Here is a 13,310-nt window from a genome sequence, read left to right on the forward strand (position 1 = left end):
TTCAGATTTTTATTCATGTAAAAAACAGGCTACTTGCTGCTGCGCATTTATTTGTTGCAGTGTAGGTCGCTCCAGTCGACATTTCTCCATAACATATGGACAGCGAGTATGAAATACACAGCCAATCGGTGGATTCATAGGGCTTGGTAGCTCCCCTTGTAAAGGCACTAATTGCTTTGGCTCATCAAAATTCACAGTTGGAATCGCCGATAGTAACGCCTTTGTATATGGATGGAGTGGATTGGCATACAACTCTCTTTTCGCACCTATTTCTACTACTCTCCCTAAATACAGCACTGCAACCCGATCACTAATATGTTTCACAACACTTAAATCATGTGAAATAAATAAATACGTTAAATGAAATTCATCTTGTAAATCCATCATTAAATTTAATACTTGCGATTGTATTGAAACATCTAATGCAGAAACAGGTTCATCTGCAATAATAAATTCTGGATTGATGGCAAGTGCGCGAGCAATACCGATTCGTTGACGTTGCCCACCTGAGAATTCATGGGGAAATTTATGCATAGCATCTTCAGGTAAACCGACCTTTTGTAAAAGCTCACTAACTCGTTTCTTGCGTTGCTCTTTAGACAACGTTAATTGTAATGCCATCGGTTCTTCTATAATGGCGCCGATACGCATCCGTGGATTTAATGATGCGAATGGATCTTGAAAAATCATTTGCATTTGGTTGCGATATTTTTGTAAATGACGTCCCTTCAAGTGGTGAATAGGTTGACCTTTATATAAAATTTCCCCATCTGTCGGTTCAACAAGCTTTAAAATTGTGCGTCCGAACGTGGACTTACCTGACCCTGACTCTCCTACAATCCCAAGTGTCTCACCACGGAAGATTTCAATTGAAATATCATCAACAGCCTTGACGACTTTTTTCTCTTCTTTCATAGACTTGCGTTTCACCGAAAAATAGGCTTTTAAATGAAGAATTTCAAGTAAAACTTCTCTCTCCGTCATGTGCAAGTACTCCTTCCTCCGTGAATAAATGACACCTTACGCTATGATTATGTTGGATAAGTCTAGTTTCTGGCGTTACTTGACGACAATGCTCCATCGCAAATGGACATCGTGGTGCGAAACGACAGCCATTCGGCAGTGCATAGGCTGGTGGCACAGTACCAGGGATAGAAGGTAATCTAGTCATCTCTGTTTCAAGACTAGGCATCGTTTTTAATAAGGCAGCTGTGTAAGGATGTTTGGGCTGAAGAAAAATTTCTCGGACAGGCGCTTCTTCCACAATTTGCCCTGCATACATAACCATCACACGATCTGCTGTTTCCGCAACTACACTCATATCGTGTGTAATAAACAAAATGGCTGAGTGCTGTTCTTTTTTCATTTTCATCATTAACTTTAAGATTTGCGCTTGCACAGTTACATCTAATGCCGTTGTAGGCTCATCTGCGATTAATAGCTGTGGATTATTGGACATCGCGATGGCAATCATAACACGCTGGCGCATCCCACCTGATAACTGATGGGGATATTCTGTGATAATTTTTTCTGCATTGGCAATGCCCACTTCTTTTAATAGTTGAAGTGACATTTCTCTTGCTTGTTTTTTAGAGACTTTTTGATGTCTTTGAATCGCTTCTATCATTTGATTGCCAATTGTAAAAACGGGATCAAGGGATGTCATCGGCTCTTGAAAAATCATACTCACTTCATTGCCCCGTATCCTGCTCATCTCTTTATTTTTATAATGTAAAAGATTTTTTCCATTTAAAAGAATGTCACCTTTCGTAATTTCACCAGGTGGCATCGGAAGCAAACGCATTATCGACAACGAAGTTATACTCTTGCCACTGCCCGACTCTCCAACAAGTGCAACGGTTTCACCTTTATGAATCACAAAGCTTACATCATCAACTACTTTTGCCTTTTGGCCATTTTTCATATGAAATTGAACATTTAAATGTTGAACCTCCAACAACACCTGCTTGTCTTTTGCTTGTTCCATATCCTACCCTCCTACTCACTATCGTGATTGGGTGTTGAATAACGTATCGCAATATTTTTCATTTGTGTATAATTTCTTAATGCAACAAAGCCCTTTTCACGTCCGATGCCACTCTTTTTATAACCTCCAAATGGCATTTGAATTCCGCCTGCTGCGCCATAATTATTGACAAACACTTGTCCAGCCTTCACCCGACTTGCCACATAATGTGCTGTGTCTAAATCTTTTGACCAAACACCTGCCACTAATCCGTAGTCTGTCCCGTTTGCTAATGCAATCGCTTCATCTATTGATGTAAACGTCAATATTGTTAACACTGGTCCGAAAATCTCCTCCTGCGCTAATGTAGCATTTGCATCTACACCGTCGAGAATCGTCGGTTGAATATAATAGCCTTTTTCATAGCCTTTAATCGTAATGGTTTCTCCACCAGAGATAACATAACCATTTTCTTTCGCCTGCTTCAGCAGTGTGGAAATCTTCAAATATTGCTGATGATTTAACAGTGGCCCCATATCAACATCCGCTTCCCCTGGACCAATCTTTAAAGTTTGAAATTTCTTCACTAGCTTTGCAACGAACATCTCTTTCACGTCTTTTTCAATAAGCAACCGTGCTCCTGCCGAACAGGTTTGCCCAGCATTTTGAATAATGGCACGCATTACCCCTTCTAAAGCCTGTTCCATCGGCGCATCTTTAAATACAATATTCGGCGATTTGCCACCCAATTCTAATGTGACAGGTACAATGTTTTGAGCCGCTGCTTTCATCACTTCAATGCCTGTAGGGACCGAGCCTGTAAATGTAATATGATTAATATCAGCATGTGTCGTTAAAAATGGTCCTACATCACGACCTAAACCTGTAATATGCTGAAAAATTCCTCTCGGCAATTTATCAGCAAACCATTTCGTCATAGCATGCGTCGTCAGTGGGGTATCCTCTGCACTTTTAACGATGACAGCATTCCCTGTTGCGATAGCAGCGGCAACGCTTCTTGCAGTAATTTGTAACGGATAGTTCCATGGCACAATATGGACAGTAACCCCAACTGGTTCTAAAACGACCGCATTTAAAATACCATCTTCGATAGGAATGGTGTCACCCATAATTTTGTCTGCCGCACCGCCGTAAAATTCAAAGTAGCGAGCAGCGGCTTCCACATCTGCCCGCGCCTGTGTCAAAGGCTTACCCACATCACGACACTCTAACAAACTCCATTCTTCAGCATGCATGCGAATATATTGTGCTAATTGGATAAGTAGCTGACCACGCTCATAAGCTTTGACTTTTCGCCACTCTTCACTTTCATATGCATGACGAGCCGCTCGAACCGCCTCGTCTACCTGTGCCTTACTAGCATTCTTTATTTGCGCGAGCACTTCACCAGTAGATGGATTGACAACATTTATTAACTCCTGACCATCGCCTTGTACCCACTTACCATTTATTAGCATCGGAATAATTTGCATCGTACCCCTCCTATAAGCCACGGCCACCGTCAACATGTAATGTTGTGCCTGTCACCATTGTTGATGTATCTGATAGTAAATAATTTACTGCACCTGCTATATCAGTTGGATTGACTAAACGGCCAAGTGGCACTGATTGGATAAAGACATCTTGCTTTGTTTGCTCTGCATCTGCACCTTCTGCTGTAAACTGTGCTAACATCTGTGTATTCGCTGGTCCTGGATGAATTGTATTAACACGAATTTGATGTGATGCAAGCTCAATCGCCAGCCCACGCGTAAAGCTTTCCGCCGCTCCTTTTGAAGCAATATAAACCTGCAAGCCAGGACGGGGACGCACTGCCGAAATGGATGCAATCGTCACAATCGAGCCTTTTTTTCGCTCCTTCATATAAGGAACAACGGCCTTCGTTGTTATAAATAAACTTTTCACATTTACGTCCATAAGTCGATTCCACTCATCCATTGTTACTTGCTCAATTGGCGTCGCAGCCTGAGCAATACCTAGTGCATTGACGAGCCCATCAATTCGTCCATATTTGGCGTAAACTTCGTGGAAAATCGTCTGAATGCTTTCTTCTTGCAAAACATTGACCTCGAATTTTTGTAAAGATTCATGCGCTAGATCAGCAAGTGAGGCAACTGATAGATCAATGCCGATTACAATATTTCCTTGCTCAAGCTGATCTTGAATAATCGCTTTCCCCATGCCTCCCCCAGCACCTGTCACAATAATAACTCGCTGCGCAACTGCCATCTTACACACCCCTAGCTGTTTGATTTATGTTAACAAGCGCCTGACAAATTGCATCCCCCATTTGTGAGGTAGATGCCCGTCCTCCAATATCCGCTGTTTTCACGATACCTTCTTTTAACACCGCTTCAATCGCTGAAACAACACGTTTCTCTGCGTCTGATCTCCCAATATGCCCAAGCAATAATGCAAGAGACCAAATTTGTGCAATCGGATTGGCAATCCCTTTCCCCGCAATATTAGGAGCGGAACCATGCACTGGCTCGAACATCGATGGAAACTCCTTTTCAGGATTCAAATTTGCCGAAGGAGATAATCCAAGCCCACCAACAATCGCGGAGCCCAAATCCGATAATATGTCCCCAAATAAATTGGATGCCACTACAACTTCAAAATCTTGAGGACGCTCTACAAAATAAGCCACTAATGCATCAATATAAATAGATTCTAGCTTTAATGGCGGCGAAGTTTGCGTAACAATATGTTTAGTATGCTCATCCCAAAATTTCATGGAATGAATAATGGCATTTGATTTCGTTGCACTCGTAATTTTCGACTTGCCATATTTACTGGCATAATCACATGCTGCTTGTACGATTTTTTCAACACCGAGCCGTGTCATAATTGTATTTTGAATCGCCATTTCTTGTGGCTGGTTATGATACATATGGCCCCCGCTATTGGAATATTCACCTTCTGTATTTTCACGAAAAATAACCATATCAATGTCCTTACCATTTGCAAGAGGTGACACAATTCCTTGTAGTGATTTGACTGGTCTGAAATTCACATATTGCTGGAATTGCTTACGTATTGGCATAATAAATTCCCACACTGTCACATCATCTGGTACACGTGCATCACCAATGGCACCGAATAATATCGCATCATAGTTCTTTAATGTTGTAAGTGCATCTTTTGGCATCATTGAACCGTGTTGGACGTAATAATCAGAGCTCCACGGAAAAATGGTTGTTTCAATTTGTAAAGTTGGGTCATCCACCTTTAGTTGTTCGAGCACTTTTAACGCTTCCACCATGACTTCCTTGCCTATACCATCACCTGGAATAACAGCGATTTTGACCATTACGCTTCACCTGCTAAAAACTTTAATGCCGCTAAACGGTAAATGGCCGTTGTTTCTGCGAGTTCTTCAATATCGACATACTCATCAATTTGATGTGGAATTTCACGATCACCTGCTCCTACTGTTACGATTGGTACACCATGCACATGAAGGAAAGTACCATCCGTTGCACCTGGCACACCGTTATAAATCGGCTCTTTTTGCGTCACTTCTGCCACTGCCTCGTAAATAGCTTGTACAACTGGCTCTTCTTTCGCAGTAGCGGTTGCTGGGCGATTATCAAGTACAGTAAGCTCCACTTTAAAGTCTGGATCATCTGCTTGTAGTCGTTGAATAATGGCATCAATTTTACTTAGTAATTCATCATGCTTCTGTGCTGGTACGGTGCGAATATCAAGTGTCGTCATACAATGATCTGGAATAACATTAATTTGCGCATCCCCTTTCACAGGAGCGCGTAAAATCGTTGGCGTAATCGATGGCCAGTTGAGCATTGGGTCTTTCCCTAATCGTGCTTGCTCTTCTTTTTCTAACTTTTCAAGCTCCACAATCAAGCGTGCCATCCGCCAATTCGGATTAATGCCGCTCCATGAAATCGCACCATGCGCCATTTTGCCGAAAATATCGACCTGTAATCGAATAGCACCACGCTGTGCAATGCATACATTGTTTTCCTGCGGCTCACAAATAATCGCTCCATCTACGCCATCTGCCCAGCCATTGAGGATAAAATGTTTAATGCCAAGCATAAGCCCCTCTTCATCACACGGGATACATAAAATAATTTTGCCTGTAAATTCCTCATCGTCTAGTAACAATGACTGACAAGCAGTAATCATACATGCGAGATTCCCTTTTGTATCATTTGTCCCTCGACCATACATACGCCCATCAATGATTTCAGCTCCGAACGGATCATAAGTCCATGCCTCACGATTGCCTTCGGTTACGACATCTGTATGCCCTTCAAATAGTAAGGTTTTTCCTGGCTTCCCCGAATCAATAATGCCAATAACATTCGGTCTGCCAGGTACAACTTCCTCCACAAATGTTTCAATACCGATATCACTTAAATATTGTGCGACGTAATTGGCTACTTCCTGTTCATTGCCATGAGGATCATTTTCGCGATAGACACTTTCGATACGAACGAGCTTTTGTGTTAAGGCAATAACGGTTTCCCGATCCCGTTGATACGTTTCCGATGTCTTTATAGTTGGTTCAAGCATGTATGAAGCCTCCTTTATATTAGAAAATATTTACAATCCATATTTTCATATTGTATATTTACTAATATATTGGTTAAATTGATAATCATTCATAGAATCCCATGAAGTTTTTTGCTACTATCCATATGGAAAAATAAGGTGTAACGATGGCAATCTACAAAAAAAAACGTCGCCCAAATAGAAAACACTCACCTAAACTCTGTGAGCTCAACGTTTTGGGTGAGTGTTTTGCTTGTTTATAATTTACGGATTTGAAAACCTACTATTTACTTAACTCCCAGCTAATAAATAGTACTCATACTTAGTAAAGTCCATTTTATGCTTGATGTTCTTTTGGAAAAACTTCGCATTATCCTCTGTAATTTTGTAAGAGCCTGTGACTGGATGAATAGAAGAGAGTTGAAAAATAGTTCGCAACTCCTCTAAAGACATATCTTTCAATATTTCACTATCTTCGATTATTGTTTCTCCAGGAAAGCTCCATGCCACTTCTCGAATAACATTTTTTTCAGAAAGATAATACGGCGATATCATTTGTTCTACAAAAAGTCTCTGCTCGCTCGCAAATTGTATCGCTTCCTGTTGTATGCTATTAGCACCAATAAATAGATAATAGTCATAACCGAGATGGACAAAGAAATCCTCAGTAATCAGTTGACAATAAATATACTCTCTCAGCGCCATTTTACAGACAATCGGAATTTGTTCAATGGTTACTAGCATATCTTCTGCCAATGGAATTGTCTCAAACGATGAGTCATATAAAGGCGAAGTTTTATCCACGTTACTCAAACCATACGTTTCAAGATGAATGAGTCGTACGCTCTCAATTTGATAAACCTCAAGAAATTTCATCACCGTATCGACATATGCTTTCTCGACCTGTAAATAGTCGTCTATCGTTAATATTTCTCCAAGAAAAGATTTTCCAATTTCTGAAGCACTTGTCCACTCATCCCTCAAATAATGTCCTTCTGCATTTCGATAAGCAGGATTGTATTTTGTAATCCGCCATTGATAGTCGATATCTCTATGCACAGATAGATGCACCTCCATTTTTAAATTTTTAATTAGATATTATCAAAAACCAATCTCCAATTCTTTTAAAAACAGCATCAAAAGTAGCTAATTTAATAGTGTTATTTTTTAAATGTTCTACCTTGTCGGTTACTGCTCGCCTACACCCTATTTACCTCTATTATCTAAAATATCTTGAATCGTATAGTCTGCTAGCACAGATTGAAACGTTTTTTCCGCTTTCGCAATAATCATGGAAATAAAACGTTCCGAACCAGTAGATGGCACTGACCAATAAGGTGTTTCATTGTCATTGCCGAGCACGCTATAAATATCTTGCATCGTAATTTGCGCTGGTGCTTTATTAAGGCAATAGCCACCATAGCGTCCACTATGCGCCTGTACATAGTCTTGTTCTGCAAGCTTCGCAAGAATTTTTCTGACGAATGTCGCATCCTCCCCTAGCGTTTCCGCAATAACATTACTTTTTAGTAGTTCATTCGATTCCGCCATTAGGACGATTGCTCGTAATGCCACATGGAACCATTTTGGCCCAAGGTCACCCGATTGGATAAGTAGTTGCATTGTCACTCCTCCAATTTTCAAAATACTCTATTTTTTCATTTGACATCTCTTACCCATTGTACTATATTTTAATTGTGATATTTTAATCACAATTAAAATGATAGCGTTTTCAAAAATAAGGAGGGCATGCAATTGGAAAATCGAGTACATCCTGAGTTAACAACATTCTTATCCGCTATGCAGGAACTAAATTTAACAAGAGAGAATATTGCTGAATCACGTAGTGTCATGAATGAAGCGCTTGGCAGCGAAGAAGTAAAAATGGAAAACGTTACAACGACAGAACGCTATATTAGTAGTCCTAACGGGGCACCAGATGTGCGTATTCGAATTTACGAACCGACTGAAAAATATGGCACGTTGCCTGCTATTTTGTATATCCACGGCGGCGGTTTTATCATTGGGTCTATCGAAATGTTTGATGCAAGTTGTCAGATGCTTGTTTCACAATTAGATTGTGTGGTCGTTTCAGTTGGCTATCGCTTAGCACCCGAACATCCTTATCCTGCTGGTGTAGAAGATTGTTATACTGCACTTGAATGGGTAGCGGCAAATGCTGATGAATTAGGTATTGATTTAACACGTCTTGCTGTCCATGGCGCAAGTGCTGGAGGCGGATTAACTGCTGCTGTTTCACTCTTGGCTCGGGATCGAAAAGGACCTAAAATTGCTTTCCAAATGCCACTGTATCCAATGATTGATAATCGTTGTATTTTACCTTCAAATGACGAAATTACAGATGCTAGAGTATGGAATGGTCCACAAAATCATCAAGCATGGGAAATGTATTTAGGGCCAAATTACGCTGTTGATGCGCCTATTTATGCGGCTCCTCTTCATGCAGAGGATTATAGCAATCTTCCTCCTACGTATACATTTATAGGAGATTTAGATCCATTCCGTGATGAAACAATCGAATATATTGCGAGACTAACAAAGGCGGGTGTACCGACAGAATTCCATCTATATCCAGGGTGCTTCCATGGCTTTGAGCACATGGTCCCTCAAGCAGAAATTAGTCAACGCGCAATTGAAAATTATATGTATGCCTTTAAAAGAGCTTTTGAAAAAGCGGTTTCACCTACTACTTAACTAATCAGCGATTCTGAGGAATTTATCGGCGATTTCCAAGGTTCTATCGGCGATTACTGATGTTTTATCGGCGATTCGAATGGCTCTATCGGCGTTTCCTGATGTTTTATCGGCGATTCGCATGGCTCTATCGGCGATTTCAAAATCAACCAATCCAACATTTCTGCCGTTGCTGTCCGTTGCGGGCGGGGCATTCCTCGGGCACACCGTTAGCCGCAGGAGTAGCCGACTTTGCTACCATCAACTATAAAAGAATCACGTTCCTTTCTATATCAAGACAACTAAAAGAGCATCTAAGTTTAGATGCTCTTGCGAATATTTTTTATGCTATTATTGCTGACGTGATTCCGTCATTTGCTTCCATACAGAGCCTTTTGCCTCTTCACCTTGTTCGATTCGAGCAATGGCCATTTTCACTTGAAGCTTCACTTCAAACTCTTTATCTTCTTCAGCTGCCTTTAACGCTGGTAATGATTGCTCTGTTCCTACTTCATACAAATACATCGCTGCGCGCCAACGAACAAGCTTATTTTTATCTTGCAATGCTTGTTGCATCGCCTCTTCAAATTCTACCAAGCCTAGGTCACTCATACAGTCTCCCGCAGTACGGCGCACGGCTGCACTTTTATCGTGTAATGCTTTTTCCAAATACGGTACAACTGCTACATCTTCTATCATGCCTAAGTAAACGGTTGCTAGGCGACGAATAGACATTTGTTCATCTTGTAGCGCTAAATCTAATAGTGGTAAGTCATCTAGCTCTGGGTCTGCCATTTGGTCAAGTAATTGGAAACGCTTTTCCCATTCTGGCTGTTGGAACTGCTCGACCGTTATTTTTAATTTAGCAGGCTTTTGGTATACCTTCTCTGTATCATTAATCGTTGCAACAATGTCAGCTAGACGTTGTGCTGAAAAGGTTACATCAATTTCCTGTTTGACCGCTTCAGCAATTTCCTCAAGCTCGCCATAACGAACACCGTAGTCAATCCATTTACGTTGGAAAATATAGTTTTCATCGACATCTGATTCAATAATTTTATTGAAAGCATCGACAAAACGGTCACCACAGCTCACACGGTATTCACGTTGGTTATCAAACACCTTTACTTGCAATGGCACCTGCTTGTAAAACTGTACATGGACATATACTTCGCCATAAAATTCATTGGCAATTTGTATATCGCTAGCTTCAGTAACATCCTCGCCTAATACTTGTCGAATGCTCGATAAAATACTTTCCCATGCGTATTTTGCATTTCGTTCAACTGCAAAGAAATCAGCTACATGATAAACACCTTTAACCCCCTCAATGGCTAAAATAGCTGCCGCTTCCCCAGTAGCTTCGTCTTTATTATCCTTTGTAAAGTTAAAGCTTTTGCCAAACGGTAACTCCGTATCGACAATAATTTTCATAGAATTAGGACTTGGTGTCGGCTCAATTGTAAGTATTTTCATATTATACGCTCCTTATCCGTTTACGATTTCATCTAAGTACGACCATCTTTCTATTAGATGCTCATAATGTGCATTCAGCTCATCTAGTTTAGCCGTTAACTCCTGTAATTTAGTAAAGTCAGCGCCAGCGCTTGCAATACCTTCTTCGGTTTCCATAATTGCAGTCTCTGTTTTTTCTATATCATCTGCAATGGTTTCCCATTCTTTTTGTTCTTTAAATGATAGTTTTTTCTTATCTGATTTCGGCTTCTCGACCTTCTGCTTGTCTGCTTTCGGTGCTTCCACCTTCACTGACGTTTGCTGCTCTCGCTTCTGTAAATAATCACTATAAATATCAAGTGACTCATCTACATGTCCTTGACCGTCTAAAACCCAAAGTTTTTTGGCAATACGATCGAGGAAGAAGCGATCGTGGGAAATTGTTATAACGACACCTGGGAAATGTTCGATAAAGTCCTCTAATACCCCAAGTGTTTCAATATCTAAGTCATTTGTTGGCTCATCCAGTAATAGCACATTTGGTTGCTCCATTAATAGTTTTAATAAGTGCAGACGCTTACGTTCCCCACCAGATAACTTACCAATTGGTGTACCATGTGCATGTAATGGGAATAAAAAACGTTCCAGCATTTGCGCAGCGGAATAACGTATACCTTCTGCATCAGTAATATCATTTGACGCTTCGCGAATATATTCTATCATGCGCTCATTTTCATTCATCTTCGGTAACGTTTGTTTAAAATGTGCCAGTTTTACAGTGGAACCGACATGAATCTCTCCTTTGTCTGGCGACAGTTCACCAGCAAGCATGTTGAGTAAAGTCGATTTTCCAACACCATTGGCACCAATTATACCGATGCGATCACCTTGTTGCAGTAAAAACGTAAATTGTTCGACTATTTTTTGCGAACCGAAAGCCTTCGATATATTTTCTGCCTCTAATACTTTGCGTCCAAGTCGCGTTGTTGCTAAGCCCAATTCAAGAGAAACATCATCTGACTTGCGTTCTAAGTTATCTTCAAGTTGCTCGAAGCGCTGAATGCGAGCCTTTTGCTTTGTAGAACGTGCCTTCGCACCACGACGAATCCATTTTAACTCTGAACGATAACGATTGCGGTCCTTTTGAGCTGAAGCTGCAGCCATTTCCTCACGAATTGCACGCGCCTCTAAAAAGTCTCCATAGTTCCCTGTATGGCGATATAACGTTTGGTCTGCTATTTCATAAATATGCGTCGACAATTCATCTAAGAAATAACGATCATGGGTAATGAAAATTACAGCACCTTTTAAGCGCATTACCATTTCCTGTAGCCATTCTGTTGACTGTACATCTAGATGGTTGGTCGGCTCATCCAATAAATAAAGGTCTGCTGGTTCAATTAACACTTTCGCTAGAGCGACACGTTTTTGTTGACCGCCTGAAAGGGTTAACACTTCCTTATCGAACATTTCAATGCCTAGCTTTGTTAGGGCCGTTTTTGCAAGTGCATTGACGTCCCAAGCTTGCTCCTCGTCCATACGCTGCTGTAAGCTAAACAATGTTTTTTGTAAGCTTTCGGATGTAGGATTTAATGCGAGTGCCGCAACCGTCTCTTCGTATTGGCGATTGAGTTGTAAAACAGGAGAATCACCCGCAAACACTGCCTGTAGTACCGTTTCGCCACTATTAAATGTAGGCTCTTGGGGTAAATAAGCAATACGATACTTATTAGGACGATCAATATCTATTGTATCCGCCTCGATTTGACCAGCTAAAATAGATAACAACGTCGACTTACCTGTCCCATTAATACCGATCAGACCTGCGCGTTCCCCTTCATAGATAGTAAACTCGATATTTTGAAAGAGCGTTTTATCGCCCACTGTCTTCGTTAAATTTTGTACGATTAAATGACTCATTATGCTTTTCCATCTCTTTCATTTTGTAATTGCTCTAAAAAGCATACCATAAATTGATGGCGTTCCTTAGCCATTTGCTTACCTTTGTCGGTCGTCATTAATTCTTTTAATAATAAAAGCTTCTCGTAAAAATGAGTGACAGACGACGTATTTTTACTACGATAATCTTCCTCAGACATCGTTGTTCTTGCTTCCTCTGTGTCATCATATAATTTCCGACCTTTAGCACCACCATAAGCAAATGTCCTCGCTATTCCAATCGCTCCTATTGCGTCTAAACGATCCGCGTCACGTACAATTTTCGCTTCAATAGAAGTAGCCTCCAGCTCATTACCACCATTAAATGACACTTGTGCGATGCAATCACGAATATGTTGTTTTTTTGCTTCACTTATATTCAAATCGTTAATCAACAGGTCTTCTTGCTCTTTACTATCCGTATACTTTTTATCACTGACATCATGCAAAAGCACCGCCATTTTTACAACTTCTGCATCTGCATTAGGCTCTGTATGTAAAATCGCTAACGCATTTTGATAAACACGTTCTATATGTTGAAAGTCATGACTTGCATCAAATTGCTCATATATGCTACGTACTTTGTTCTTTAACTCATTCATATTAATACTCAGTCCTTTCTCTTTGCCTATTATACTGTATTGCTTTGTGAAGTGTAACGATGTCGCCTTCTATATTGGAAAACAAATAAAAAAATACATATCAATTGACTAAT

At 40.5% G+C, this 13,310-nt stretch carries 13 protein-coding genes; 1 reads left to right on the forward strand and 12 read right to left on the reverse strand.

Translation table 11 applies throughout. The annotated features are described in order from the left end of the window. Positions 1–9: 9 nt before the first annotated feature. From JNUCC52_RS04750 to JNUCC52_RS04785, 8 genes are all read right to left on the reverse strand, one after another. Positions 10–984 carry an ABC transporter ATP-binding protein gene (locus JNUCC52_RS04750; RefSeq protein ID WP_337981553.1) on the reverse strand — a complete coding sequence of 325 codons (975 nt, stop codon included), beginning with the start codon at positions 982–984 and terminating at the stop codon, positions 10–12. After that, complete coding sequence (locus tag JNUCC52_RS04755) at positions 959–1,987, reverse strand: ABC transporter ATP-binding protein (RefSeq protein WP_337981554.1); 1,029 nt, start codon at positions 1,985–1,987, stop codon at positions 959–961. The genes JNUCC52_RS04750 and JNUCC52_RS04755 overlap by 26 nt, the downstream gene beginning before the upstream one ends. 11 nt (positions 1,988–1,998) lie before the next feature. Continuing rightward, positions 1,999–3,459, reverse strand: coding sequence for an aldehyde dehydrogenase family protein (locus JNUCC52_RS04760; protein ID WP_337981555.1), 1,461 nt, complete (start codon positions 3,457–3,459; stop codon positions 1,999–2,001). 10 nt (positions 3,460–3,469) lie between these two features. Continuing rightward, a complete protein-coding gene (locus tag JNUCC52_RS04765; RefSeq protein WP_172771085.1) occupies positions 3,470–4,216 on the reverse strand; it encodes an SDR family NAD(P)-dependent oxidoreductase in 747 nt (248 codons plus the stop codon). Between the two features lies 1 nt (position 4,217). Next, positions 4,218–5,300, reverse strand: a complete 1,083-nt coding sequence (locus tag JNUCC52_RS04770) for a tartrate dehydrogenase (RefSeq protein WP_337981556.1) — start codon at positions 5,298–5,300, stop codon at positions 4,218–4,220. Beyond that, complete coding sequence (locus JNUCC52_RS04775) at positions 5,300–6,529, reverse strand: M20 family metallopeptidase (protein WP_172771083.1); 1,230 nt, start codon at positions 6,527–6,529, stop codon at positions 5,300–5,302. The genes JNUCC52_RS04770 and JNUCC52_RS04775 overlap by 1 nt, the downstream gene beginning before the upstream one ends. 270 nt (positions 6,530–6,799) lie before the next feature. After that, a complete protein-coding gene (locus JNUCC52_RS04780; RefSeq protein ID WP_337981557.1) occupies positions 6,800–7,567 on the reverse strand; it encodes a DUF7683 domain-containing protein in 768 nt (255 codons plus the stop codon). A gap of 147 nt (positions 7,568–7,714) precedes the next feature. Continuing rightward, complete coding sequence (locus tag JNUCC52_RS04785; protein ID WP_337981558.1) at positions 7,715–8,131, reverse strand: RrF2 family transcriptional regulator; 417 nt, start codon at positions 8,129–8,131, stop codon at positions 7,715–7,717. A gap of 132 nt (positions 8,132–8,263) precedes the next feature. On the opposite strand from JNUCC52_RS04785, the gene JNUCC52_RS04790 reads away from it, so the two are divergent. Next, the gene (locus JNUCC52_RS04790; RefSeq protein ID WP_172771076.1) at positions 8,264–9,223 is read left to right on the forward strand and encodes an alpha/beta hydrolase; all 960 of its coding nucleotides are present in this window, start codon (positions 8,264–8,266) and stop codon (positions 9,221–9,223) included. On the opposite strand, the gene JNUCC52_RS04795 is transcribed toward JNUCC52_RS04790, so the two are convergent. The 4 genes from JNUCC52_RS04795 to JNUCC52_RS04810 all read right to left on the reverse strand — a co-directional run bounded on the left by JNUCC52_RS04795 (position 9,224) and on the right by JNUCC52_RS04810 (position 13,197). Then, positions 9,224–9,376 carry a hypothetical protein gene (locus JNUCC52_RS04795; protein ID WP_337981559.1) on the reverse strand — a complete coding sequence of 51 codons (153 nt, stop codon included), beginning with the start codon at positions 9,374–9,376 and terminating at the stop codon, positions 9,224–9,226. 177 nt (positions 9,377–9,553) lie between these two features. After that, complete coding sequence (locus JNUCC52_RS04800; RefSeq protein ID WP_172771074.1) at positions 9,554–10,678, reverse strand: conserved virulence factor C family protein; 1,125 nt, start codon at positions 10,676–10,678, stop codon at positions 9,554–9,556. A 12-nt stretch (positions 10,679–10,690) separates the two neighbouring features. Further along, complete coding sequence (locus JNUCC52_RS04805) at positions 10,691–12,577, reverse strand: ABC-F family ATP-binding cassette domain-containing protein (protein WP_337981560.1); 1,887 nt, start codon at positions 12,575–12,577, stop codon at positions 10,691–10,693. Continuing rightward, a complete protein-coding gene (locus JNUCC52_RS04810) occupies positions 12,577–13,197 on the reverse strand; it encodes an HD domain-containing protein (protein ID WP_337981561.1) in 621 nt (206 codons plus the stop codon). The genes JNUCC52_RS04805 and JNUCC52_RS04810 overlap by 1 nt, the downstream gene beginning before the upstream one ends. Positions 13,198–13,310: the final 113 nt, after the last annotated feature.

It is taken from the genome of Lysinibacillus sp. JNUCC-52 (assembly GCF_015999545.1).
Classification (GTDB): Bacteria; Bacillota; Bacilli; order Bacillales_A; family Planococcaceae; genus Lysinibacillus.